This window comes from Geomonas sp. RF6 (assembly GCF_021044625.1).
Taxonomy (GTDB): Bacteria; Desulfobacterota; Desulfuromonadia; order Geobacterales; family Geobacteraceae; genus RF6.
This window is the reverse complement of the sequence record NZ_CP087999.1, coordinates 1,246,208-1,272,116: the sequence shown is the minus strand read 5'-3', so window position 1 is coordinate 1,272,116 and position 25,909 is coordinate 1,246,208. Positions and strand designations below refer to the sequence as shown.

Below are 25,909 nucleotides of genomic sequence, written 5' to 3'. Positions count from 1 at the left end.
GTGCCGCCGGATGCCTTTGGATTGGAGTATTGATGTACGGAAAGATCGAGAAAATTCACTTTGTTGGAATCGGGGGGATCGGCATGAGCGGCATCGCCGAGGTCCTCCTGAACCTCGGCTACAAGGTCTCCGGCTCGGACCTGCGCGAAACGGAAATCACCCAGCGTCTCGCCGGGCTCGGGGGAGAGATCTTCTTCGGCCACCGCAGCGAGAACGTGGTGGAGGCGGACGTCGTCGTCATCTCCAGCGCGGTGCACGAGGATAACCCGGAGGTAGTGGAGGCGCACGCCCGCTTCATCCCGGTCATCCCCAGGGCGGAGATGCTCGCCGAGCTCATGCGCATGAAGTACGGGATCGCTGTTGCCGGGACCCACGGGAAGACCACCACCACCTCCATGGTGGCGACCCTGCTGTCCAGGGCGGGGATCGACCCGACGATGGTGATCGGCGGGCGGCTCAACTCCATCGGGACGAACGCGCGGCTCGGCCAGGGGAAATTCCTGGTGGCGGAGGCGGACGAGTCGGACGGCTCCTTCCTGAAGCTCTCCCCCACCATTGCGGTGGTCACCAACATCGACGCGGACCACCTCGACTTCTACAGCGGGATCGAAGAGATCAAGGACACCTTCGTGGAGTTCATCAACAAGGTCCCCTTCTACGGCCTTGCGGTCCTTTGCCTCGACAGCCCGAACGTGGCGGACATCCTGCCGCGCGTGCAGAAGCGCTTCACGAGCTACGGACTCTCCGCCCAGGCCGACTTCCGGGCCACCGACGTGCGCCTTTCCGGCTTCACCACCACCTTCGTGGCGCACCACAAGGGTGTGCGGCTCGGGGAGATCTCCTTTGCCATGCCGGGCGCGCACAACGTGCTGAACGCCCTCGCCGCGATCGCGGTGGCGATGGAGCTCGACATCCCCTTCGAGAAGATCCAGGAAGGGTTCGCTGCCTTCCGCGGCGTCGGCCGCCGGTTCCACCTGAAAGGTTCCGCGAACGACATCATGGTCGTCGACGACTACGGGCACCACCCCACAGAGGTGCGGGCGACTCTTGCCGCTGCCAAGTCCGGATGGGAGAAGCGGCTCGTGGTGGTCTTCCAGCCGCACCGCTACTCCCGCACGAAGGAGCTCTTTGAGGATTTCGTGAAGGCGTTCTACGACGCCGACGTGCTGATCCTCACCGATATCTACCCCGCGGGGGAGGCTCCGATCGAGGGGATCTCCGCGGAGAGCCTCGTGGCGCGGATCCGCCGCCACGGACAGAAGGACGTCACCTGGATCTCCGACCGCGAGGCGCTCGCGGAGCACCTCCTGAAGATCCTGCAACCCGGCGACATCCTTCTCACTCTCGGCGCCGGGAACGTATGGCAGATCGGTGAGAAGGTCCTCGGGCAGCTCACCCCCGGGAGCGAGTGATGGAGCGCACCCCCTGGCAGGACGGGCTGGACAGGGTCGCGGACGGGCTGCGCGGCGAAGCGCGCCACGCCGAGATGATGTCGCAGCACAGCACCCTGAAGGTCGGAGGTGCCGCAGAGCTTTTCATCGAGCCGCTCGATCTTGAGGACCTGCAGAGCGCAGTAGCGGTGCTCGCCCAGGAAGAGATCCCCTGGATCGTGGTGGGGGGTGGATCGAACCTTCTGGTCGCCGATGCCGGTTTCGCCGGGTGTGTCATCTCCCTTGCGCACTTCAACGCGCTGGAGACGTTGCCGGGTGCCCGGCTGCAGGCGGGGGCGGGTGTGACCACATACGGGCTCACCCACTACGCCTGCGACGCCTGCCTGACCGGGCTCGAGTTCATGGTGGGGATCCCCGGAACTTTCGGCGGTGCCGTAGCGGTAAACGCCGGTGCCCACGGCTGGTCCATTCTCGACAGGGTGGACACATTGATGACGCTCACCGCGGCAGGGGTGCGGGAAAGAGGGAAGAGCGAGCTCGAGTTCGGGTACCGCTTCCTGAAGCTGGAGCCGGGGGAGATCGTGGTGAGCGCGATCCTTTCCCTCGACCAGGGTGACTGCGCGGAGATCGAGCGCGTCATGGAGCAAAACCTCTCGCACCGTAAGACCGTGCAGCGAGTGGGGTACCCCAACGCCGGGTGTTTTTTCAAGAATCCCCCCGGGCAGGAGGCGTGGCGCCTCATAGATCAGGCCGGGCTGCGCGGGGTGAAGGTCGGGGGGGCGCAGGTATCCGAGGTGCACTGCAACTTCCTGGTGAACACCGGCTCCGCGACAGCGACAGACTTTCTGAAGCTCTGTGATTTGATCAAGGATCGGGTGAAGAGCTCGAGCGGCATCGAGCTTGAGGAAGAGGTCCGCGTAGTAGGAGTGCTTTAGGTCGGACCGGTCGGACCAGTCGGACCAGTCGGACCAGTCGGACCAGTCGGACCGTCGGACCAGTCGGACCAGTCGGACCAGTCGGACCAGTCGGACCAGTCGGACCAGTCGGACTACAGAAAGGAAGCAGCAAATGACAGTAGCAGAGCTCAAAACCAGGAAGATCGCAGTGCTGATGGGCGGGCTTTCCGCCGAGCGGGAGGTCTCCCTGAAAAGCGGCGCGGCGATCCTCAAGGCCCTCGTGGAGAAGGGGTACGACGCGGTCGGCATCGATGCCGGGCGCGACCTGGCAAGCCAGCTTTCCGCGCACGGCGTAGAGGTCGCCTTCATCGGCCTGCACGGCAGGTTTGGTGAGGACGGCTCCGTCCAGGGGCTCCTCGAGCTGATGGGGATTCCCTATACCGGCTCCGGGATCCTGGCGAGCGCCCTCGCCATGCACAAGGTCTACGCCAAGCGCGTCTTCGAGGGCGCCGGCCTCACCGTCGCCCCGTACGTAGTCCTGCGCCGCGGCGACAAGCTCGAGCTCCCCTTCCCCCTGCCGGTGGTGGTGAAGCCTTCCCGCGAGGGCTCCTCCGTCGGGGTGAGCATAGTGAAGGAGAGCGCGGGGCTGGAGCCCGCACTGGAAGAGGCCTTCAAGTACGACCCCGAGGTGCTCGTGGAGCAGTTCATCGACGGCCGCGAGATCCAGGTCGGCATCCTCGACGGACGGGCGCTCGGCGCCATCGAGATCGTTCCCAAGAACGAGTTCTACGACTACGAGGCGAAATACACCGACGGCTTTGCCGAGCACATCTTCCCCGCACCGCTCCCGGAGGACCTCTACCAGGAGGTGCTGCGCCTCGGTGAGCTCGCCCACGCGGCGCTGGGGTGCGACTGCTACAGCAGGGTGGACTTTCTTGTCACGAAAGACCGTGAGAGCTACATCCTGGAGGTGAACACCCTACCCGGAATGACGGACCTGAGCCTCCTCCCTGAGATAGCTCGCGGAGCAGGGATCGAATTCGGAGAGCTCGTGGAACGGGTTCTCCTCGCGGCAGCACTGAAAAACTGACAGCTACCCGACAGGTCTGACGGCGACCTGTCCAACGTGTCCGACAACGAAGGGCCGAACTCCCATGCGCGACCTGCACAAGAAAACCAAGCGCCAGCTTCCCCAGAACCGGGCGAAGAAGGTCCCGAAGAAGCGGAAGCCGATCAACTGGCGACCGCTCCTGAAGGGGCTTGCAAAGGGGACAGCTGCGCTTGCCGTGTGCGGCGCCCTCGGTGTCGGCGGGTGGCAGGTGAAGAAAGTGGTGGAGAACACCACCTTCCTGCGCCTGGAGACTGTGGAGGTCTCCCCTCTGAAGCGGCTCTCCCGTCAGGAGATCATCACCCTTGCCGGGATCAAACCGGGTGACTCCATGCTCGGGCTGCACCTGAAGGACATCGTGCAGCAGCTCTCCAGGAATCCCTGGATCGAGCAGGTGCAGGTGAAGCGGTACTTCCCGCACACCCTCTCCATCGCGGTCTCGGAACGTGCCCCCCAGGCGGTCGTCAATGTCGGTACCCTTTGCTACCTCGATGCGAAAGGTGTCCTTTTCAAGACCCTCGTCGAGGGGGACCGCCTCGACTACCCGCTCATCACCGGTGTGAACGCGCAGGACGTGCAGGCAGACCCCGCAGGTACCAAGGAGGCGCTGAAGACCGCGCTGGTCCTGATCGACCGGCTGAGGGAGGGGAAGGTTTTCAATCTCGAGGACGTCTCGGAGGTCCATTACGACAAGGGATACGGCTTCACCCTCTTCACGGTGAGCAGCGGCGTCCCCGTCCGCTTGGGCAACGGCGCCTTCGAGGAGAAGCTCGCCCGCTTCGCCTCAGTGTACAAGGATCTGAAGCCGCAGATGCAGGCGCTCGACTACATCGATCTCGACTACACGGACAAGATCGTGGTGAAAAGGTTGCAGCAGGGGAGCACGGAACAGCCGACCAGCAAAGTTGCTGAGAAGACGACTCCGGCCCACCCGATTACCTAGGTTCCAGCAGCTATGATTTTCTGTTTACTAATATAAAGGAAGCAAAAGGGGGAGAGCATGACCACCAGACGGGATAATTTGATCGTAGGCCTCGACATCGGCACCACCAAGATCTGCGCCATCGTCGGCAACCTCACGGAAGAGGGGATCGACATCGTGGGGATCGGCACCGCACCGTCCCGCGGGCTGCGCAAGGGGGTGGTGATCAACATCGAGAGCACCGTCGCCTCCATCAAGAAGGCCATCGAGGAGGCCGAGCTCATGGCCGGGTGCGAGATCAAGTCTGTCTACGCCGGTATCGCTGGGGGGCACATCAAGGGGCTCAACTCCCAGGGCGTCATCGCCATCAAGAACCGGGAGGTCACCACCGAGGACGTGAAGCGCGTCATCGAGGCGGCCAAGGCGATCGCGATCCCGATGGACCGCGAAGTCATCCACATCCTGCCCCAGGAGTTCATCATCGACGACCAGGACGGCATCCGCGAGCCTCTGGGGATGAGCGGCGTGCGCCTGGAGGCGAAGGTGCACATCGTCACCGGCGCGGTGGCGAGCGCCCAGAACATCGTGAAGTCGTGCAACCGCGCGGGTCTCGAGGTGGCGGACATCGTCCTCGAGCAACTCGCCTCCTCCGAGGCGGTTCTCTCCGCTGACGAGAAGGAGCTCGGCGTGGCCCTCGTGGACATCGGCGGCGGCACCACCGACATCGCCATCTTCGTCGACGGCGCCATCAAGCACACCTCCGTCCTCTCTCTTGGCGGCAACCACCTCACCAACGACATCGCGGTCGGCCTGCGCACCCCGATGGCGGAGGCGGAGCGGATCAAGCAGAAGTACGGCTGCTGCCTCTCCAGTCTCGTCGGAAAGGACGAGACGATCGAGGTGCCGAGCGTCGGCGGGCGCAAGCCGCGCGTCCTCTCCCGCCAGCTGCTGTGCGAGATCCTCGAGCCGAGGGTCGAGGAGATCTTCACCCTGGTGAACCGCGAGATCGTGAAATCGGGGCTCGAGGACCTCATCGCCTCCGGCGTCGTCATCACCGGCGGCTCCACGATCCTCGAAGGGATGCCGGAACTCGGCGAGCAGATCTTCAACCTCCCGGTGCGCCGCGGCGTGCCCCAGAAGATCGGCGGGCTCGTGGATGTCGTTAATTCGCCTGTTTACGCAACCGGCGTCGGCCTTGTTGTGTACGGCAGCAAGAACGTCGGCGTGCACGAGTTCCCGACCGCGCAAAGCGACGACCATGTCTTCCGCAGGGTCGGCAAAAGGATGCGCGAGTGGTTCGGTGAATTCTTCTAAAAACGCCAAAAACACCCTCCCCTGAAAGGGGACAGGCCCCCCTCAAAAGGCGCCTGTCCCCTTCTCTTTATTCCGCGAAAAAAGTGCTTGTTTGCTGCATTTTACGCTTCCCTATCGTTCCAAAAAAATGTATAAAAAGGTCCAATAATTTTTTGATCTGCCGGGGGCGGCGATAAGGGGGATATTGAATGTTTCACTTCGATGAGAGCATCGACCAGAGTGCGAAGATTAAGGTAATTGGGGTAGGCGGTTCCGGCGGCAACGCTGTGAACACCATGATTACGGTTGGCATCACCGGGGTCGATTTCATCGTAGCAAACACCGACGCCCAGGCATTGCGCATGTCGAAGGCGTCCATCAAAATCCAGATCGGCACCCAGCTTACCAAGGGTCTCGGGGCAGGCGCCAACCCCAACGTTGGGCGCGATGCTGCAATCGAGGATCGCGAGAAGCTCGTCGAGGCGCTGAAGGGCGCTGACATGATCTTCGTCGCTGCCGGTATGGGCGGCGGCACCGGTACCGGCGCTGCTCCCGTCATCGCAGAAATCGCCCGCGAAATCGGCGCCCTCACCGTCGGCGTCGTCACCAAGCCTTTCTCCCGCGAAGGTCGCCAGCGTCTTGCCAAAGGCGAAGACGGCATCAAGGAACTGAAGAAGCACGTTGACTCCCTCATCGTGATCCCGAACGACCGCCTCCTCGGCCTGGCCGGGAAGTCGATGTCGATCCTCGACGCATTCAAGCCCTCCGACGACGTGCTGCGCCAGGCGGTGCAGGGGATTTCCGACCTCATCACTCAGTCCGGCATGATCAACGTCGACTTCGCCGACGTGAAGTCGATCATGAGCGAGCGCGGCATGGCGATGATGGGTATCGGTCTTGGCACCGGCGAGAACAGGGCGGTTGACGCAGCGACCCGCGCGATCTCCTCCCCGCTCCTCGAAGACATCGACATCTCCGGCGCGAAGGGCGTGCTGGTAAACATCTCCGGACCGTCCGCCATGACCATGGACGAATTCGACGCCGCCAGCCGCATCATCCACGAGAAGGTGCACGAGGACGCAAACATCATCGTCGGTCTCGTCATCGACGAGAGCCTCGGAGAGACGATCAAGATCACCGCGATCGCCACCGGCTTCGGCGACCGCTTCGATCTGGAGAAAGGGCGCCACGAGCTGAAGAACGTCTCGACCCTGGTGAAGCCCTCCGCTTCCGAGATCAACAGGGAGATCCCGACCTTCATCCGCGAGAAGCAGCAGCGCGAGCACGTCGCCCGCCAGCGCTCCTTCCTGATGGACGACGAAGATCAGTACGATATCCCGACCTTCCTCCGGAAGTCAGTCGACTAGTTTAGTGCAATTCGGAGCTTTTCCAGCCCGGCCCTCTACAGGGGGCCGGGTTTTTTTACTTCTTCCGGGAAGCTCCCAGGAACCTTGACTACATTTCCACGAAGCGCTGCACGAGAACTCGCGTTCCCCCCTTTGCGAAGGGGGGGGCAGGGGGGATTTGCTCTTTGGTCGCCGACGCCGGGAACGCCTGCGGCTTATCCCGGCCTACATGTCACATGACCTCTCTCATGGATTCGGTTCCCCGAATTTCGCCTTAAGCGTCTGATATCACACCTTTTCCTTCCTCATCCCCGCAAAGAATGCTACTCTCGACCCATGTCCCGGATACCACACGACAAGCGCCGCGAAATCCTCGCAGGCGAGAGCGGCACCATCCAGCGCAACTGGGGCGGCCGCCTCTCCTGCTGCCTCGTCTACCCCAACAGCTACCATGCCGCGATGAGCAACCTCGGCTTCCAGACGCTCTACGCGATGATGAACGACGACCCCGGCGTCGTCTGCGAGCGCGCCTTTCTCCCGGACAGGAGCGAGCTGCAGGAGCGCCAGCGGCGAGGGGGGGCGCAGCATCTGGTATCCCTGGAGTCGCAACGCCCTCTGTCGTCATTTGACGTCGTCGCCTTCTCCGTCTCTTTCGAGAGTGACTACCTCAACATCCCCACCATCTTCAGGCTTTCGGGGATCTCTCCTTTCGCGAGCAACCGCACCTCCCACGACCCCCTCGTCATTGCAGGCGGCGCCGCGCTCTTCCTCAATCCCGAGCCGGTCGCCCCTCTGATAGATCTGGTTTGCCTCGGGGAGGCGGAAGGGGTCCTCCAGCACCTGCTGGAAGTGCTGAAGGGTGAGTCGGAGTCACGCGAGGAGCTTCTCCTGGAATGCGCCCGCGTCGACGGCATATACGTCCCTTCCCTTTATGCACCGGAGTACGAGGGGACGAGGCTACTTTCCATGCATCCGCTCCCCGGCGCCCCCCCCCGCGTGCAGCGCGTCTTTAGTCGCGATCTTGACGAGCGCCCCACCGTTACGGAGGTCCACACCGCCTGCACCGAGTTCTCCGACATGCACCTCGTGGAGCTCTCACGTGGCTGCCCGCGCGGTTGCCGCTTCTGCGCGGCCGGGTACATATACCTCCCATACCGGCAGCGCTCGCTCGAAGTCGTCCGGCGCGAGGTGCTGAAAGGGGTGCAGGAGGGGCGCAAAGTCGGTCTCGTCGCCGCAGCTGTCTCCGACTACGTAGGGATCGGTGATCTCAGCCGCGACATCATCGAACATGGCGGGAAACTCTCGGTCTCCTCATTCAGGCTGGACCGCCTCGACGAGGAAATGATAGAGGCGCTGAAAACGAGCGGGCAAAAGACGGTGGCGATCGCACCTGAAGGGGGCTCACAGCGGCTGCGCGATCTGATCAAGAAGGGGATTAACGAGGAGCAGATACTCGGCGCCTGCGACAAGCTCATCGCCAGCGGCATCCTCAATCTGAAGCTGTACTTCATCATCGGGCTCCCTACCGAGACGCACGAGGACCTGGAAGAACTAGTGCGCCTTGTGGAGAGGATCCGCGAGCGCGTCCTTGCTGCCGCGCGTGCGCAGAAGAGGATCGGCGAGGTGCAGCTTTCGGTGAATCCCTTTATTCCGAAGCCGTCCACCCCCTTCCAGTGGTGCGGCATGGAGGACTCGAAGAGTCTGGAGAAGAAGGTGAAGTTCCTGCAGCAGGCGATCGGCAAGCTTCCGAATGTGCGGATGCAGACCGAGAGCGTGCGCGAGGCGTATCAGCAGGCCCTCCTCTCCCGCGGCGACCGGAGGCTCGCGCAGGTCCTGGTGCGTGCCGACCAGCTGGGGAACTGGAAACAGGCGGCAAAGGAGGAGGGTTTCGACAGCGACAGTTTCGTCTATCGCGACATCGGACTAGACGAGCTCCTACCGTGGGGATTCATAGAGGGGATGGACCAGGAGCGGCTGCGGCAGGAGTACCGGAATGCGTTCGGAGCGGGAGGTCATGCGGGAGGAGCTCGTGCAGCGCACAGTTGAACCGTCGCAACCGCATCCGGGAAGGGGGAGCGGTGGGTACATTGCCACGAAGCACTGCAGAAGGCCTAACGTTCCCCCCTTTGCGAAGGGGGGGCAGGGGGGATTTGATCAACTCTCCTCCAGAACCCCGCCCCGTTTTGACAGTACATCTAGGTCGTCGAACCGCAGTGCTGCGGCAGTCTAAAGATCAACGACATGAGCCACCAGTTTTTGCGAACTGAATCAAGGAACTGCGCTTGAGACACAGCAGTTGCGCACTTTGCAGGACAGTGCTGGCCAAGTCAAATCCCCCCTGTCCCCCCTTCGCAAAGGGGGGGACGCGAGGTCTCGTGCGGCTCTTCATTGGACCATACTACGGCTTCCCCGGAATCCCAGGAAGACACTTCGTAAAGGGGGCGACGCAGTTGCCTTGCGTAGCTGGCGAGGGAACAGAAGCGCTGGGGCGCCGAGGGACCGGATATACGCGGAAAGGGGAAAGGCCGCTGCGCCCCCCCCCCTTTTCGGTTTATGCAGCTCTAGTTGAAGAAGAACCTCGCGCCGACGGTCGTGGACAGGTTCGTGGGATCAAAGTTTCCGATCTTCCTCCCGTCGTTCGCTCTTAGATCCGACTCAAACCCCTCGGTACCTTTCACCTCTACGTTGATTGCGAGCTGACGGTTCAGGAAAAAGTCGAGACCCGCGGCGAGGTGTACCCCCATGACGGTGTCGGCGGAGCCGTCTGAGATGTCCGGCATGAGAACATCGACCCCCCCTCCGAGGTAGGGCACGATCTGGTTTCGCTCCGGAAGGCGGTATTGCGCGCTGAAGGCGAGAGTGGTGAGATCGACATCGCCCCAGGCGGAGGTGCCGAAGCTGGCATGGGTGACATCCATCTCGATGGCGATTTCTTCATTCACGCCGAAAAGAACGCCGCCACCACCGACGAACCCGGCGTCTGTGTCGATAATCACTTTTCCTGCCGGGACATCTGCGGTGCCATCCGCGGGAATCATTGCTCCGATCCTTCCCGTGACCGCCACCCGCCCCTGCAGATCCTGCGCCCAGAGATTCCCCGCCAAAAGGACTGTCAGTGCCGTACACGCAAGCACGGTGAAAAGCTTTCGCATCTGTAGCATCCCTCCTTGAAGTTGTGGCATCCGATCAATTGAACATCCGGTGCATGCGCCTGTATTGCTCCCCCGTAAGCCCCGGAAGGCACAGCCGAAACGGGGCATGGAGGCGCTACCGGATAAGCTCCATTGTTGCTTTCACGGCCTTCTCGATCCCTGCTGCTGCTTCCGAGATGTTCTGGGCCAGCATGTAGGCGGGGGTGGAGACGATACTGTGTTCCCTGTCGATGACGCAGTCCGTTGCGGCGCACTCGACATGCCTGCTTCCTGTCGCCTCGATGGCCTTGGCGGTTCCGGCATCGTTGCCGATGGTAAGCTGCGGGGAAAGCTCCTTCCCGAGCGCGAGGGCGATGAGAGCCGGTGCGATGCAGATGGCGCAGATCGGCTTCTTCGCCCCTGCCATATCGCGCACCAGCCGCAATACGTCAGGCTGCACGGTGCCACCGGCCCCCTCCGTGGCGAAAGTGCAGAGGTTTTTCGCTGCCCCGAATCCGCCGGGGAAGACGAGGGCGTCGAGGTCGTCGGCGTGCACAGCTTTGATGTCGCTGATGTCGCCACGCGCGATGCGGGCGGCCTCCACGAGGACGCTTCTGCGCGAGCCGGTCTCCTGCATCGTCTGGTGGTTCACCTCGGCAAGCTCGATATCCGGTGCCATGAATACCGCCTTGCCGCCATTATTGGTAATCGCCAGCAGGGTGAGCACCGCCTCGTGAATCTCGCTCCCGTCCCGCACGCCGCACCCTGAGAGTACAACTCCGATTTTTTTCATCTGTGTCCCCCTCCCGTTTTTTGTCTCACTGCCAAAAAGTGGGCCTCATTTTAAGCATCGCACGGTGCCGGCGCAAGCCCTTTGTAGCGTTTGTTCATGTCCGGAGCTAACGAAGTAACAAATTCATTCTTGTCGCTGATGATATAATAGTTGTTGGGAAAGAGGCATTTCCTGATGAGACGGTAACAGATCAGGGGGTAGGGAAATGGCAGCTCAGAGACTGAGTGACAGCGAACTATTCAACTCGTACAGGAAGATAGATTCTGTGAAGGAACTTGTCGAGCTAACGAAGCTGAGCGACGACGAATTGTACCGCACAATAGGCAGTGCGGCGAGAAACTCCATGACGAGCCACGGCAGCGATGGGGCGGGCGAAGAGGCGCTGCAGCCGGGTGACTATACCGCAAGGAAACCGTCCTTCTTCTTCGAGGTGAAGGAAAGCAAGACCTCTCCGACTCTTTATCTTGATCTCCCGGAAGATCCGACGGAAGCGGGGCGGACGGTATTTGACCAGGTCAGCGGCGCTTTCGATAAGATCATGTGCAGGACGGTGAGCGAGAGCCCATTGCAGGGTTACAAGCAGGAGTCGATGTCCCTCGGCATGCAGTGCATGGAGGCGCTCTCGAGGGAATTCCCGTCTATGGACAGGGACATCTTGAAGGCATACGTGGCCTTAAGGACGAAGAGAGAATTTAATAGCTGCAACAGGTGGTAGGGGGGAGGATGTGTGAGGCAGGAAAGGGCGCCACGGCGTATGCTGTGGCGCCCTTTTTTCATTCATAGGTCAAACTACTAGAGATCCTTGTCCCTCTAGCAGAGCGCGAGCTCGTGTGTCCCCTCCCTTTCAAGGGGAGGGCCAGGGTGGGGATGGGGTACAACGCGGTGGTCGCCGAACCCCATCCCCCACCTGTCCTCCCCCTTGAAAGGGGAGGGACGTGCTGTCGACGGCTGAGTCTTCTAGGTCTTGCATTGCAGGTGTGAAGGGGAGCAATCAGCTCTTCCGCTGAAGGGAATCGAAGTGCGCCAGCTGCGGAAAGAGCCGCATCCAGAGAAGCGCCACGACTACCGTGCCGGCCCCTCCCAATAGCACCGCGGGGATCGTTCCGAAGAGCGCCGCGGTGACCCCCGATTCGAACTCCCCGAGCTGATTCGAGGTCCCTATAAAGAGGGAATTGACGGCACTCACCCTGCCGCGCATCTCGTCCGGCGTTTCTATCTGCACAAGAGAGGCGCGGATGACGACGCTTATGACGTCTGCGGCTCCGAGCACCATGAGACTTGCGATGGAAAGGGGGAAGGAGTGCGACAGGCCGAAGGCGATCGTCGCTATTCCGAAGATGATGACGGAGATGAACATGGTGCGGCCGACACGGTTTTTGAGCGGGTGGCGCGCAAGGTAAACCGACATGGCGAGTGCCCCGAGCGCAGGGGCGGCCCGCAGTAGCCCCAGTCCCCACGGCCCCGTCTTCAGGATGTCCCGTGCAAAGATCGGAAGAAGCGCGGTGGCCCCCCCAAGGAGTACCGCAAAGAGGTCGAGCGAGATGGCGCCTAGTATGTCGGGGCGGCTGCGGATAAAGGAGATGCCGGCAAAGAGGGAGTTGAGGCTGAGCGGCTCGCGCCGCGAGGCGTCATGGGTGCTGTGGATGAAGGAGACCAGCGTACTGGCCGTCAAGAAGAGGGCCGTGGAGGTGGCATACACGGTGGTCGGCCCCACCGCGTACAGGAGTCCCCCCAGCGCGGGGCCGAGGATGAAGGCGGTCTGCATCGCAGAGGCGGACCAGGCCGCAGCGGTAGGAATGAGCTCCGGCTCCACGAGAGTCGGCAGGAGCGCCTGCATGGTCGGTCCCTCGAAGGCGCGTGCAGCGCCGAGGAGGAAAACGATGGCGAGAATCGCCTCTTTTCCGAGCCATCCGGAGTGGCTACCGACGGTCAGAAGCGCCAGGGCGATCCCCTGCGCGGCCATGCACGTTCGCGCGACGTTGCGCCGGTCATAGCGATCCGCGACATGCCCCACCGGCAGGGTGAGGAGAAACATCGGGAGAAACTGGGCGAGTCCCACGAGGCCCAGGTAAAAGGCGCTGCCGGAGAGTGCATAGATCTGCCACCCCACCGCAACCCCCTGCATCTGGAATGCGATGATGGAGAAGGTGCGGGCAAACCAGAAGAGCCTGAACGATGGGTGTCGAAGGATGGAGCGGTCCGGCGGGGCTGATTCCTGAGGCATGATCTTCCTGTCGCGCGTGCTGAATGTTTTGGCGTAAACCTAGCTCTTTACCCACCCGATGTAAAGGGCTTTGTCCCTTTGATGGAGCTTTCGCACTTTTGACATCGGAAATGGAGAAGCAGATACTTTCCATAGAGGAAGAAAATGAAAAGACAACCGGAGGGGGAGTCGCGGAGAAAATACCTATGGCAGGAGTAACACGCAAGGGGAAGAAGGCAAGCACCGATGGCATGGGCGCTGTCGTCGACCGGAACATAGCAGCTCTCATTACGCGGCGGCAGTCAGAAGATGCGAGAAAGACCGTAGAAGATAGGATCGCCGACGGCATCACCAGGTTTACCGGGAGCATGCTCTTCGTCTACCTGCACCTGATGATCTTCGGCTCGTGGATCGCCATAAATCTTGGCTGGATCCCGAGGATACCGCGCTTCGATCCGAGCTTCGTCGTCCTCGCCATGGCCGCTTCCGTCGAGGCGATCTTTCTTTCCACCTTCGTGCTGATCAGCCAGAACCGGATGCAGTCGGCGAGCGACCGCAGAGCGGACCTGGACCTGCACGTAAGTCTTCTTGCGGAGCACGAGGTGACGAGGCTTATTTCGCTCGTAACGGAGATTGCCGAGAAGATGGGGATCGAAGAGGCGAAGAATCCGGAATTGCAGGAGCTTGCCAAAGACGTGGCACCTGAGCGTGTCCTCGACAAGATGATAAAGGCGGAGGAGGATCTCTCCAACGGCAGCTGCGCCGTCCCGGTTGAGCTAGCCCGCGTCGCCGAACCTCGCAAGTAGCTGCGCTGGTGACTTCGGCATGCCGAAGTGCCGCTGAGGTCTTCCCCGACTGTGCGGTAGCACCAGAAGGGGACCGATCGCTATACCCTTTCCCGCTCCAGCGTCTGTAACCGCTGGCTTCCGAGCCGGCGTCGCAGCGCATCCAGGTAAAGGCCCTCATATTTCCGGGCCGCTTCCTCCCAAGTGAAGCGCTGCTGCATCGCGTTCTTTCGCAAGGCCTCGATAGCCGGTTTGTTGTGGTACCAGGTGTGGACGGCCCAGCCGATGGTGTCGAAGAGTGCCCCGGCGTTCAAGTTCCAGAACTTGAAGCCGGTTCCGGTGATGTCGGCTTCGCTGAAGTTCTCCACGCTGTCGTCCAGCCCGCCGGTGGCGCGCACGATCGGCAGGGTGCCGTAGCGCATGCTGTACATCTGGTTGAGGCCGCACGGCTCGAAAGCGGATGGCATCACGAAGAAGTCGCACCCGGCCTCGATCTTGTGCGCGAGCGCGTTGTCGTACCCGATCCGGCAGGCAAAGCGCGCCCTGTTTTTCGCCGCGATGTCGCCGAAGTAGAAGTGGGCCCACGGCTCCCCCGCACCGAGCAGCACGAATTGCACGTCGAGGCCGAGGATCCTTGGTATCGCCTCGGCCAGCACATCAATCCCCTTCTGCTTTACGAGGCGCGAAACCATGCCGAGGAGGGGCACGTCGTCCCTCTCCGGGAGCCCGAAGATCTGCTGCAGTTCCCTCTTGCACAGGGCCTTTCCGCGCAGATCGCTGTCGCTGTATGTCGCTGCGATGTGATCGTCCCTTTCGGGGTTCCATTCGGTGTAGTCGACGCCGTTCAGTATCCCGAAAAGATCACCCGAACGCTCTCGTACCACCTCTTCAAGCCCCCAACCGTACTCCGGCGTCTGCATTTCACGAGCGTACCCCTCGCTCACCGTGTTCAGCACGGTGGCATTGTAGAGCCCCCCCTTCAGAAGGTTGACCTGGTCGTCCATCTCCAGCCCAAGGAAAGTGAAGTGCTCCCACCCGACTCCGAGGACCTCGATCACCCCCTCGTAGAAGTTCCCCTGGTGCTGCATGTTGTGGACTGTCAGGACGGAGGCGGCCTCGCGAAGGTACGGATCGTTCCGGTAGTTCGTGTTCATCAGGAAGGGCACCGCAGCGGTATGCCAGTCGTGCGCGTGGACAATGTCGGGATGAAAGTCGATCATCTTGCACAGCTCGAGGCTCCCCTTGGACAGGAAGACGAAGCGGTTGTCGTTGTCGATATACCCTTTGTTGTCCATCTCGTACAGCCCTTCGCGGCCATAGAACTGCTCGTGCTCGAGGAAGTAGATCGGCACCTCGCTCCCCGGCATTTTCCCTTCGAGGACGCCGCAGTACATGTGACCGATGATCCCCATCGGCACCACCAGCGTGCCGGGCATCTGCCGGAGCTGGAACTTCTCCCTGTCCACCTTGTAGTAGCGCGGCATCACCACCCTGACGTCATGCCCCAGTGCGTGCAGGAACTTCGGGAGTGCGCCGACCACATCGGCGAGCCCTCCCTCCTTGGCGAAAGGAACCGCTTCGGAAGCAGTCATAAGAATCTTCAGGTGCATGGGGAGCGATCCTCCTGTCGCTGCTGGTGGAATTTTAAGCTTTACTAAGGTACCACGGCAACCTGCTTCAGGCAACGGTTCACAGATATGTTGGAAAGGTGTGTGCGGGGGGAGTCGTAGTTGTAGGCCGGGATAAGCCGCAGGCGTTCCCGGCGTCGGCACAGCCGATGTACGTTGGACGAAAGCTGCCGGAAACGCAGCGCTTATTCCGGCCTACATTTCAGTGCGCGGTTTCCCGACCTGGAACCCCCGTCTGCTCCAGCAGCTTCTCCACGCGCTGGACCACCGGAGGATGGCTGTAGTAGAAGGCTGCATACAAGGGGTGGGGATGGAGATTGGAGAGGTTTTCCCTGGAAAGCTTCACGAGAGAGCTCGCGAGAGCGCCGGGGAGCCCGGAGAGCTCGACTGCGTAGCGATCCGCTTCCCACTCGTCGCGCCGGGAGAGCCACGACGAGAGAGGGGTGATCGGAAATCCGGCGAGGCTGCCGAGAAAGCCGACCATGAGGAACTGTGCCACAAACGAGGCGTCCGACAGGCCGAAAAGGGGAGGGAGTCCCCCCCAGGCAAGCAGGCGGTAGCTCAGGTAGAGAGCCGCCAGCGCCCCTACTTCCGTAAGCACCAGCCGCTTCAGGAGGTGCCCTTTTTTCCAATGCCCCACCTCGTGCGCGAGTATCGCGAGGATCTCGTTCCGGTCCATCTGCTTTAGCAGAGTGTCGTACAGGACGATCCGCTTCGTGCGGCCGATGCCGGTGAAGTAGGCGTTGGAATGGAGGGTACGGCGCGAGGCGTCCTTTTGCAGCACAGCCTTTACCCGCAGACCCGCCTTCTCCACCAATGCGTGGATCTCCGCGTCGAGCTCCGCGTCCTTTAGCGGCTCCACCTTGGAAAAGAGGGGCTCGATGATGTAGGGAAAGAGGTACATCATGGTGATGGTGAAGGCGAAGAAGAAGAGCCAGACGACCAGCCACCACAGGTTGGGCCAGTGCTGCACGAGAAGGAGGGCGCCACCCACCATGATCGCCAGGAGGAGGGCCGAGATGAGGAGCGACTTGATGAAGTCGGCAATCCACAGGCGCGGTGTCATGGTGTTGAAGCCATATCGCCTTTCGATCTGAAAGGTGCCGTAGAGGGAGAATGGTATTTCCAGCACGGTCTGGGCGAGTGTGAGGACCAGCATGAAGAGAATTCCCTGCACCACGAAGGACGGGGAGAGAGAAGCTATCCACCGGTCGTAGAGCGGTAGAAGCGGAGTGAAGAGAAAAAGGAGGAGGAGCGCGCTGTCAAAGACAGCTTCCACGAGCCCGAGGCGGCTCTGCTCCACCGTATAGCGCGATGCCTTCGCCAGCGCCTCGCCGTCCACCTGTCCGGCAAAGACTTTCGGAATGGTCGCGCCGTGCTTTCTGAGGTGGCGCAGGTTCAGCTCGCGCAGCAGGAAGGTGGCCGCGAAGCGCAGCAGGAAAAGGGTTATGAGTACGCCTTTCATGTCGTCCATCTGCCGTCCTCTCCAGGAGCCGCAACAGAGCCTCTCTCTTACTGTAGCAGGAAAAGGTCGATCAAGACCTTGTCCTGGCACAGGTAGGTGACATGTAGGCCGGAATAAGCGCAGCGTTTCCGGCAGACCTCGGCAGCGTGTATCGGCTCACGCCGACGCCGGGAACGCCCTTGGCTTATCCAGGCCTACAGGTACCAGAAGAAAATGTTCACCCAGCGTCCGCCGCCCCTGACGTCACTATGTAGGCCGGAATAAGCGCAGCGTTTCCGGCAGCCCTCGGCAGCATATCGGCTCGCGCTGACGCCGGGAACGCCTGCGGCTTATACCGGCCTACGACTGCAACCAGAACAGGTGGCCAAGCCCCATCATAGGGAGGGGAGGGACAGGGTGGGGATGGGGTGAAAGGTGAAAAAAAGGCCTCCCGCTTTCGCGGGAGGCCTTTGTCGATCCTACTGTTTTTTCACTGTCGCCTGTTCGACTATGACCGCGTACTTGTAGCCGCTGCCGAAGTCCTTGTCCTTGGCGACGGTGCCGGAGATGGTGATCACGTCTCCCTCTTCCGCCTGCTCCTTGCTGGTCACCACCAGGTCGTTCGTCTTTTTCTTCGCGTCGCCTGTGCCGTCCTGCAGGTGGATCCAGTTCCGGTTCATGATGCCGGTGGCAACCTTCACTACCTTCCCTCTTACCTGTACCTTTTTGCCGTTCAGAGCCGCGCTCTTGGCAAAGACTTCTGCAACGGTATAGGCATTCGGGCCCGCTGCCTTTTCAACCGATACCTTCTCTGTAGCCGCTGCCGCCCCTGCGCTACCGGGCGATTTCTTCCCCTTTACCGCCTCGGCTTTCGCCGTCTTTACCTTCCCCTTCTGCTCGGGACCGCCGCAGAAGAGGACTTTGTCGAAGGTGCGCTTCAGGCTCTTGCTCGTGAAGTTCGACATCTCGGAGCAGCCGCTAAAGGAGAGCTCTTCCCCGACTGCGACAGTTGCGGACGGAAAAGCTACCCACGCCTTCTTCTTGCCGTTCTCGAGATTGACGTAGCGGTATCCCCCTCCCTCAAATGTCTCCACGACCTTTCCTGCTGCGGCCGTGGCGCCGGTGCCCCCTCCGCTCATCATGGAACCCATGTGGCTTTTGGACATCGAGTTCTGGATCTCCTGGATGGTCTTCTCTTTTTTCGCCGCATCCTCGTCTACCGCAGCGTGCGCTGCGAGCGGTAGAGAAAGAGCAAAAAGAATGGCTATGGTCTTAACTGCCTGCTTCATGAAGATTCCCCTTTCGTTGTGGCGCCTGGCGGCGCTCCTGGTGCCGTTTTCGGCATGCACGATACCATAAAGCGGCGGCGAGAACAACGGGGACCCTTACTCCATCCTCCTTATTGCCAGCGCATCGCCGCCTGCGTTGACATCGACGACGACCGTATCTCCATTGGTGAACCGTCCTTCGAGGAGCATGAGCGCCAGGGGATCCTGGATCTTGCGCTGCAGCGCACGCTTCAAGGGCCGCGCTCCGTACGCGGGGTCGTACCCCTCGCGTGCCAGGTATTCCTTCGCCCCCTCCGTCACCTCCAGTTCGATGTTGCGGTCCTGGAGGCGCTTCTTCAGCGATTCCAGCTGTATAGCCACGATCTCCTTGATCCTTTCCAGCGGAAGCGCGTGGTAGATGACGATCTCGTCGACGCGGTTCAAAAACTCCGGCTTGAAGCTCTGCGTCAGCGTTTCCATGACCATTGCCTGCATCTGCTGGTAGTCGCTGGTGCCGTACTGCTGGATCCACTGGCTCCCCAGGTTGCTGGTCATGATGATGACGGTGTTGCGGAAATCGACCGTGCGCCCTTGGCCGTCGGTCAGCCGGCCGTCGTCCAGCACCTGCAGAAGGACGTTGAAGACCTCCGGGTGCGCCTTTTCGATCTCGTCGAAAAGGACGATGGTGTACGGGCGCCTGCGCACCGACTCGGTGAGCTGCCCACCTTCCTCGTACCCGACGTACCCCGGAGGGGCGCCGATGAGGCGGGCCACCGTGTGTTTCTCCTGGTACTCGCTCATGTCGATGCGCACCATCGCCTGGTCGTCGTCGAAGAGGAAAGAGGCAAGTGCGCGCGCCGTCTCCGTCTTCCCGACGCCGGTGGGGCCGAGGAAGATGAAGGAGCCGATGGGGCGGTTCGGGTCGGAGAGGCCGCTCCTGGCACGCCGCACCGCGTTCGATACGAGAACAAGTGCGTCGTCCTGTCCCACCACCCGGGTCTTCAGGCGCTCCTCCATGTGGATCAGCTTTTCCGACTCGCTCTCCAGCATCCGGTTCACCGGGATGCCGGTCCATTTGGCCACCACCTCCGCCACCATCTCGGCGTCGACCTCTTCGGAGAGCATCTTGCTGTCCTTCTGGAATTCCTCCAGTTCGACCTTTTTCTGCGCCATCTCCTTCTCGAGGCGCGGGATCTCTCCGTAGCGGAGCTCGGCGGTCCTGCCGAGGTTTCCTTCCCGCTCCAGCCTCTTTGCTTCTTCTCTGGTCTCCTCAAGTTGCTGCTGCAGCCCCTCGAGGTCCTTGATTATCGTCTTCTCCCGCTGCCAGTGTCTCTTCAGGTTGGCAGATTCCGCCTTCAGCGCCTCCAGCTCGTCGCTCAGTTTTCGCAGACGCTGCTCGCTTTGCACGTCCTTCTCGCGCATGAGCGCCTCTTTCTCGATCTCCAGCTGGATGATGCGGCGGTCGACCTCGTCGATCTCCGTCGGCTTCGAATCGAGCTCTATGCGCAGCCGCGAGGACGCCTCGTCGATCAGGTCGATCGCCTTGTCCGGCAGGAAGCGATCGGTGATGTAGCGGTCCGAGAGGGTTGCCGCCGCGATGATGGCGCTGTCTTTGATGCGGATGCCGTGGAATGTCTGGTAGCGCTCCTTCAGCCCGCGCAGGATGGAGATCGTCTCCTCCACGCTCGGCTCCCCGGCATAAACCTGCTGGAAACGCCGCTCGAGCGCCGCATCCTTTTCGATGTACTTGCGGTACTCGTTCAGCGTCGTCGCCCCGATGCAGTGCAATTCACCGCGGGCGAGCGCAGGTTTCAGCATGTTGGAGGCGTCCATCGCCCCTTCTGCGGCGCCGGCGCCGACGAGCGTGTGCAACTCGTCGATGAAGAGGATCACCTTCCCCTCGGAGCGCGCCACCTCCTTGATGACCGCCTTCAACCGGTCTTCGAACTCGCCGCGGTACTTCGCCCCGGCGATGAGAGCTCCCATATCGAGCGCCGCCACCGTCTTGTCGCGCAAAGTCTCCGGCACGTCACCGGCCACGATGCGCTGCGCCAGACCTTCCACGATGGCGGTCTTGCCGACCCCCGGCTCGCCGATGAGGACCGGATTGTTCTTCGTGCGCCGCGACAGGACCTGCAGTACCCTGCGTATCTCGTCGTCACGGCCGATGACGGGGTCTAGCTTGCCGCGGCGGGCGAGGTCGGTGAGATCCCGCGCGTACTTCGCCAGGGCCTGGTATTTCTGCTCCGGGTTCTGGTCGGTGACCGACTCGCCCCCCCTGAGGGACTGCAGCGCGGTCAGTATCGCCTGCCGGGTGACGCCGCTCTCCGTGAGGACGCGCGTCGCCCCCCCCTTCTCCTGCATCATGGCGAGGAGGAGGTGCTCAGTGCTCACGAAGGCATCGTGCAGAGCGTCCGCCTCTTTCTGCGCCTGCTCAAGGGTGCGGATGAAAAGGGGAGATGGCTGAATCTGCACGGAGCTCCCCGAGACGGTAGGCAGCCTTTTCAGCTGCGTGTTCAGCGCCTCCTTCAAACCCCCGACGTTTGCCCCAATCTTCTGCAGGAGCTCAGGCACGAGCCCCCCCTCCTGCTCCAGGAGAGCAGAGAGGAGGTGTTCAGGCTCGATGATCGCCGCCGACATCGAAGCCGCTTTCTCCTGTGCTGCGGCCAGCGCTTCCTGCGTTTTCACCGTCATTTTTTCCGGACGTACCATTTTTATCTCCTTTATTATCTTTCCGGAAATATAGGTACCCCCCCAGTGCCTGTCAAGGCACGGTCCGGCACGGCCATGCGCAGGGAGATCCGAAAGGGGGGGGAAGGTGAGACGCGGGGGGAGATGGGCGTGTTGGGGGGGCTGACTTTGTAGGCCGGAATAAGCGCTAGCGATTCCGGCATGCGCTGGCGCTGCGTCTGCGTCTGCTGTGGACCGCCGGGAACGCCTTTCGGCTTATCCCGGCCTACATGGACTACAAGGAAGCCCGGATGAACTAAAAAAGGCGCCCACAGGGGGCGCCTTTCAGTGCTCATATCTATTTTATCCAGGTTATTCCTTCTCTATCGGCAGCGCCAGTTGCTTCCAGTCCTCACGCTTCAGCTTAGGGCCCGGGTAGTACCTCGGACAGGAGGCTATGAGGGCGCTGCGCTCCTGCTTGCAGGAGCGCCGGCACGACAGGCACAGGGGATTGGCGTCCTTGACGGCAATCTTCTTCGCGCCCTTTGCGCGGGGCGTCTTTCCCTGTTCCCCGCACAATTCGTCCGGGACTAGCTGATCTTTTTGATCCATCCGAAGGTGTCCGCTACCTTCCCCCACTGAATACCGGTGAGGGTGTCGTACAGTTTTTGAGTAAGCGCCCCGACTCCGCCGCCACCGATTTCCAGACAGTCGTCCTTGTAGCAGAGTTCCCCCACCGGGGTGATGACCGCGGCGGTGCCGCTGCCGAAAGCCTCGGTGACCTTTCCGCTTTCGATGTCCCTCATGAGGTCGTGGATGTCGATCTTGCGCTCCTCCACCTCGAAGCCGAGGGAGCGGGAAAGCTGCAAGACGGAGTCCCTGGTGACGCCGTTGAGGATCGTGCCGCCGATCGGGGCGGTGACCACCTTGTTGCCGTAGGCAAAGAACATGTTCATGGCGCCGACTTCCTCGACATAGCGCTTCTCCACGCCATCCAGCCAGAGCACCTGGTCGAATCCCTTCTTCTTCGCCTTCAGCCCCGCCTTCAGCGAGCTGGCGTAGTTGCCCCCCGTTTTGGCCTCACCGGTGCCGCCGGGAGCGGCGCGGACGTACTCGTCCTCCACCATGATGCGCACCGGCTTGAACCCTTTCGGGTAGTAGGCGCCGACCGGGGAGAGTATGACGAAGAAGTAGTAGTGGTCGGAAGGCTTCACGCCGACGACCGGCTCCACCGCGATCATGGCGGGGCGGATGTACAGGGAGGTGCCAACGGCGCCCGGCACCCAGTCGCGCTCGAGAGAGACCAGCTGCTCGATCCCCTTCAGGAAGAGCTCCTCCGGCATCTCCGGCATGCACAGCCTGTCGGCGGAGTGGTTGAAGCGGCGGGCGTTCATCTCGGGACGGAACAGTGCGATCGAGCCATCCTCCCAGCGGTACGCCTTCAGCCCTTCGAAGATCTCCTGCGCATAGTGAAAGACGAGCGCCGCGGGCTCGAGGACGAACGGCTCGTACTTCTTTATCCTGGCGTCGCCCCACCCTGTGCCTGCTTTCCATTCGATAAGGAGCATGCGGTCGGTAAAGGTCCGGCCAAAAACGAGATTCGTCTCGTCGGTGAACTTCGGCTTCTTGTCGGCTTCACTAAGTGGCAGTACCTGAATCTCCATCTGCGCACACCCCCTCGGTATTTCGGCGCCAAGCGTCGGTTAATAACCACTTCGTTTACCATACTCCCCCCCGCAGGGGCAAGCAATTTAACCCTTTGGCAACAGAAGATAATCTGCCCGCACCGGGTTGATTTTTGGGGACCCCTTTGTTATATTATTAGCACTCGGCAGAAAAGAGTGCCAAAGTTCCAGAAAGCGGGAGATGACTTGTATGAGAGAAGCAGCAGTCCTTAACTACTCGATGCCGGTCCCTGTCGATAATCTCACCCTCTATCTGGCGGAGATCAACCGGTTTCCGTTGCTCTCGGCGGAGGAGGAGACGACCCTGGCGGAACGGTTCCGCAACGAAGGGGATCTGGAGGCGGCGCATACCCTCATCACCTCGAACCTGCGCTTCGTGGTGAAGATCGCCGGTGAGTACCGTTCCTACGGGCTGAAGATGCTCGACCTCATCCAGGAGGGGAACATCGGCCTCATGATGGCCGTGCGCAAGTTCGATCCGGCCAAAGGGGTGCGGCTCGTCTCCTATGCCGTCTGGTGGATCAGGGCGTACATCCAGAACTACGTCATGTCCGCCTGGAGCCTCCTGAAGATCGGCACCACCCAGGCACAGCGCAAGCTCTTCTTCAAGCTGAACCAGGCGAAGCAGGCGATCCGGAGCATGACCGGCGAGGAAGACCTTCATGCTGCGGCGCTCTCCCTCGATGTGAAGGACGGCGAGGCGCAGGAGATGGACCAGCGGCTGAAAGGGGAGCTTTCCCTCGACCTGGAGATGTTCGACGGCGAGGCGGGGACTTTCCTCGAGACCCTCCCGGACCAGCGGCAAAACCAGGAGGAGATGCTGGCCGAGCGCCAGGACGTGGCTCTTCTGGAGCAGAGCGTGGCGGCCGCCCTTCAGGGGCTGAACGAGAAGGAGCGCTACGTCATCGAGAACAGGGTGAGCTCCGATACCCCCATGACGCTGCAGGAGATCGCCGACCACTTCTCCATATCGAGAGAACGTGTCCGGCAGATCGAGGAAGGGGCACTGAAAAAGATGAAACGTCTCCTGACCCCACTTGTGGTGGCGCAGGGGGCCTAAAGATACTTACACAGCAGGCGCAAGAAAGGGGCATCCCATCCGGGAGAGCCCCTTTTTTCGTCCGTAGCGACCTTCCTTCCCCTCAGGCGGGGCACGGCAACGACTTTACGTGCCGGCGCCACCCCCCTATGCGCGGAAACGGTTCTCCGTTCCAGCGCGCAGTCTCCTGATATTCTCCTTGTGCCGGTATATGACGATTGCCGCGACGACTACCGACATGGCGATGACTTCGATCTTTCCTTCCGCAATGGTGATTATGATCGGCACCACGGCAGCCGCCGTTATGGAGGCAAGGGAGACGTAGCTCGAGCGGTAGAGGACGAGTGCAAAGACCGCAAAGGCACAGAGTATGGAAAGGGGGGAGATCCCGAGGAAGACGCCGAGTGCGGTCGCCACCCCCTTGCCACCCTTGAACCCGAGAAAGACGGTGTAGACGTGACCGAGGAAAGCGGCGAGCGCGACTGCGGCAACGATCGCCAGCGGAAATCCGAGCCACTGTGCCACCAGTACCGGGAGAAGTCCTTTGAGGCAGTCGCCGAGGAGGGTGAGGATGCCGAGCTTCCTGCCGACCGTGCGGTACACGTTCGTGGCGCCGATGTTGCCGCTCCCGGTGGCCCGTATGTCCACCCCCCAGGCCTTCGCCAGCAAAAGCCCGGTGGGGATCGAACCGATGAGATAAGCGGCAATGAGCAGTGCGGTTTCTTTCAAAAGGGTGCCTCCCTGGGGTGCGGTGCGAAATCGAACGGCATACTAGCGTATTTCACCGGAAACCGCAAGTTACGGGGGGGGCAGGCGGCGGGGGTATACCTTTTATTAGATTAATATTATTGCCTTCTTCTCCTCTTTTGGTGCATTATGCGGTTCTGTCATTCCCCACCAAATCAGGTGACATTACTGCACCCGCGGTTATCGGAGGCCGGCGCTACATGACGGCTCGAATTTTTGCCCAAAAATCGAAAGAGGCACGCATCATTGCCGTCGGCCTCGCCGTCATGGCTGCTTCCTGGTTCGCCGACACTCTCCTCGATGCCGGCGTCAGGAATAAAGCATTCCTCCACGAGTTGCTGCACCCTTCCGGCAACGACTTTGCCATGCGCTGCCTTTACTTCGGCGCACAATTTCTCTTCCTCTTGTACCTCGCCAAGATCATGAAGAGCTTTCAGCTCCAGGGGGAACTCCTGGAGGAGGCACTCCTGAGCGCGAAGAACGAGAAGGCTCGCTCCGATGCCATTCTGCAGGCGGTGGGGGATGCCATCAGCATCCAGGACCCCGACTACCGCATCCTGTACCAGAACGAGGCGCACAAGGAGCTTCTCGGTTCGCACGAAGGGGATATCTGCTACGAGGCGTACCAGCAGCGCACCACTCCCTGCCCGAGTTGCCACATCGCGAGCTGCATGAAAGACGGGTTGACCCACAAGTGCGAGCTGAGCAGAAAGACTCTGCACGGGCAGGGGTACCTGGAGATGATCTGCACCCCTCTCAGGGACGGACACGGGAAGGTCGTAGCGGGGATCGAGGCGGTGCGCGACGTGACGGAGCGGGTACGGGCCGAGCGGGAGATAAAGAGGATGAACGAGGAGCTCGAGCAGCACGCCCGGGAGCTCGCCTCCGCCAACCGCGACCTGGAAGCCTTCAATTACTCCCTCTCCCACGACCTGCGCACCTACATCACCCGTATCAGCACGGCACAGCAGATACTGGCGGAATCGTGCCCGGATGCGGAGTCGAGGTTTCTGGTGCAGAGCGTGGCGGAGTCGTGCCGCGGCATGGACGAGCTTATAGAGGCGATGCTCACCCTGTCACAGGTGTCGCACAAGGAGCTGGAGCTTGGCGAGGTCGATCTCAGCGCCATCGCCCTGGAGACCGCTTTGCACCTGCAGCAGCACGCGCCGGAGCGCCAGGCCCGGATCGACATTGAGCCGGGGATCACTGTCCGCGGAGACCGGCAGCTTCTGAAGATCTGCCTGGAAAACCTCCTGGGGAACGCCTGGAAGTACACCGGCGGGGTACGCGAGCCTGCGATCGTTTTCGGGGTGCGCGAGGAGGAGGGAAAGCGTCTCTACTACGTGCGCGACAACGGCGCGGGGTTCAGCATGGAAGAGGCGGGGCAACTTTTCAAACCGTTCAAGCGGCTGCAGAACTCCCGCGGGATCCAGGGAAGCGGCGTCGGCCTCGCCACGGTGCAGCGCGTCATCCAGCGGCACGGCGGCGAAGTGAAAGGGGAGGGTAAGCCGGGGGAGGGAGCCGTCTTCTCCTTCTCCCTCCCGGAGTAGATGAGGTTTC

The 25,909-nt window shown here is 61.5% G+C and carries 19 protein-coding genes and 2 pseudogenes; 11 read left to right on the top strand and 10 right to left on the bottom strand.

Annotation, left to right across the window (positions count from 1 at the left end; all coding sequences use genetic code 11):
- Positions 1-32: 32 nt before the first annotated feature.
- The 7 genes and pseudogenes from murC to LPW11_RS05375 all read left to right on the top strand — a co-directional run bounded on the left by murC (position 33) and on the right by LPW11_RS05375 (position 9,002).
- Positions 33-1,412: a UDP-N-acetylmuramate--L-alanine ligase gene (gene murC, locus LPW11_RS05405; RefSeq protein ID WP_230997112.1), complete on the top strand. Its 1,380-nt coding sequence runs from the start codon at positions 33-35 to the stop codon at positions 1,410-1,412.
- Complete coding sequence (gene murB / locus LPW11_RS05400; protein WP_230997111.1) at positions 1,412-2,326, top strand: UDP-N-acetylmuramate dehydrogenase; 915 nt, start codon at positions 1,412-1,414, stop codon at positions 2,324-2,326. Before murC ends, murB begins: the two co-directional genes overlap by 1 nt.
- A 133-nt stretch (positions 2,327-2,459) precedes the next feature.
- Complete coding sequence (locus LPW11_RS05395; RefSeq protein ID WP_230997110.1) at positions 2,460-3,377, top strand: D-alanine--D-alanine ligase; 918 nt, start codon at positions 2,460-2,462, stop codon at positions 3,375-3,377.
- A gap of 64 nt (positions 3,378-3,441) precedes the next feature.
- Positions 3,442-4,266, top strand: a pseudogene (locus tag LPW11_RS05390) (cell division protein FtsQ/DivIB); the annotation flags it as partial.
- Positions 4,267-4,395: 129 nt separating this feature from the next.
- Positions 4,396-5,631: a cell division protein FtsA gene (gene ftsA / locus LPW11_RS05385; RefSeq protein ID WP_230997109.1), complete on the top strand. Its 1,236-nt coding sequence runs from the start codon at positions 4,396-4,398 to the stop codon at positions 5,629-5,631.
- A gap of 188 nt (positions 5,632-5,819) precedes the next feature.
- Positions 5,820-6,977 (top strand): cell division protein FtsZ, encoded by a 1,158-nt coding sequence (gene ftsZ / locus LPW11_RS05380; RefSeq protein ID WP_230997108.1) that lies wholly within the window; start codon positions 5,820-5,822, stop codon positions 6,975-6,977.
- A 315-nt stretch (positions 6,978-7,292) separates the two neighbouring features.
- Positions 7,293-9,002, top strand: a complete 1,710-nt coding sequence (locus LPW11_RS05375; RefSeq protein ID WP_230997107.1) for a radical SAM protein — start codon at positions 7,293-7,295, stop codon at positions 9,000-9,002.
- Between the two features lie 515 nt (positions 9,003-9,517).
- On the opposite strand, the gene LPW11_RS05370 is transcribed toward LPW11_RS05375, so the two are convergent.
- Positions 9,518-10,108 (bottom strand): outer membrane beta-barrel protein, encoded by a 591-nt coding sequence (locus LPW11_RS05370; RefSeq protein WP_230997106.1) that lies wholly within the window; start codon positions 10,106-10,108, stop codon positions 9,518-9,520.
- 115 nt (positions 10,109-10,223) lie between these two features.
- Positions 10,224-10,880 carry an isoprenoid biosynthesis glyoxalase ElbB gene (elbB, locus tag LPW11_RS05365; RefSeq protein WP_230997105.1) on the bottom strand — a complete coding sequence of 219 codons (657 nt, stop codon included), beginning with the start codon at positions 10,878-10,880 and terminating at the stop codon, positions 10,224-10,226.
- Positions 10,881-11,085: 205 nt separating this feature from the next.
- Between elbB and LPW11_RS05360 the strand changes: the two genes are divergently transcribed.
- Complete coding sequence (locus LPW11_RS05360) at positions 11,086-11,595, top strand: hypothetical protein (protein WP_230997104.1); 510 nt, start codon at positions 11,086-11,088, stop codon at positions 11,593-11,595.
- Between the two features lie 276 nt (positions 11,596-11,871).
- Here LPW11_RS05360 and LPW11_RS05355 read toward each other — a convergent pair whose 3' ends face one another.
- Positions 11,872-13,104, bottom strand: coding sequence for an MFS transporter (locus tag LPW11_RS05355; protein ID WP_230997103.1), 1,233 nt, complete (start codon positions 13,102-13,104; stop codon positions 11,872-11,874).
- A 185-nt stretch (positions 13,105-13,289) separates the two neighbouring features.
- On the opposite strand from LPW11_RS05355, the gene LPW11_RS05350 reads away from it, so the two are divergent.
- Entirely contained in the window at positions 13,290-13,889 is a 600-nt protein-coding gene (locus LPW11_RS05350; protein WP_230997102.1) for a DUF1003 domain-containing protein, read from the top strand.
- 85 nt (positions 13,890-13,974) lie between these two features.
- Here the strand turns inward: LPW11_RS05350 and glgA are convergent.
- From glgA to LPW11_RS05320, 6 genes and pseudogenes are all read right to left on the bottom strand, one after another.
- Positions 13,975-15,478 (bottom strand): annotated as a pseudogene (glgA, locus tag LPW11_RS05345) (glycogen synthase GlgA); the annotation flags it as partial.
- 220 nt (positions 15,479-15,698) lie between these two features.
- Positions 15,699-16,961, bottom strand: a complete 1,263-nt coding sequence (locus LPW11_RS05340) for a M48 family metallopeptidase (protein WP_230998249.1) — start codon at positions 16,959-16,961, stop codon at positions 15,699-15,701.
- A gap of 458 nt (positions 16,962-17,419) precedes the next feature.
- Complete coding sequence (locus LPW11_RS05335) at positions 17,420-18,229, bottom strand: DNA-binding protein (protein WP_230997100.1); 810 nt, start codon at positions 18,227-18,229, stop codon at positions 17,420-17,422.
- 96 nt (positions 18,230-18,325) lie between these two features.
- Positions 18,326-20,920, bottom strand: coding sequence for an ATP-dependent chaperone ClpB (clpB, locus tag LPW11_RS05330; RefSeq protein WP_230997099.1), 2,595 nt, complete (start codon positions 20,918-20,920; stop codon positions 18,326-18,328).
- A gap of 330 nt (positions 20,921-21,250) precedes the next feature.
- Positions 21,251-21,490, bottom strand: coding sequence for a hypothetical protein (locus LPW11_RS05325; RefSeq protein WP_230997098.1), 240 nt, complete (start codon positions 21,488-21,490; stop codon positions 21,251-21,253).
- A complete protein-coding gene (locus tag LPW11_RS05320) occupies positions 21,469-22,542 on the bottom strand; it encodes a branched-chain amino acid aminotransferase (protein WP_230997097.1) in 1,074 nt (357 codons plus the stop codon). The genes LPW11_RS05325 and LPW11_RS05320 overlap by 22 nt, the downstream gene beginning before the upstream one ends.
- 211 nt (positions 22,543-22,753) lie before the next feature.
- On the opposite strand from LPW11_RS05320, the gene rpoH reads away from it, so the two are divergent.
- On the top strand, positions 22,754-23,623 hold the full coding sequence (gene rpoH, locus LPW11_RS05315) for an RNA polymerase sigma factor RpoH (protein ID WP_230997096.1): 870 nt from the start codon (positions 22,754-22,756) through the stop codon (positions 23,621-23,623).
- Between the two features lie 126 nt (positions 23,624-23,749).
- On the opposite strand, the gene plsY is transcribed toward rpoH, so the two are convergent.
- Complete coding sequence (gene plsY / locus LPW11_RS05310) at positions 23,750-24,331, bottom strand: glycerol-3-phosphate 1-O-acyltransferase PlsY (RefSeq protein ID WP_230997095.1); 582 nt, start codon at positions 24,329-24,331, stop codon at positions 23,750-23,752.
- A 218-nt stretch (positions 24,332-24,549) separates the two neighbouring features.
- Here plsY and LPW11_RS05305 point away from each other — a divergent pair, with 218 nt between their 5' ends.
- Entirely contained in the window at positions 24,550-25,899 is a 1,350-nt protein-coding gene (locus LPW11_RS05305) for a sensor histidine kinase (protein ID WP_230997094.1), read from the top strand.
- The last annotated feature ends 10 nt before the right edge of the window (positions 25,900-25,909 follow it).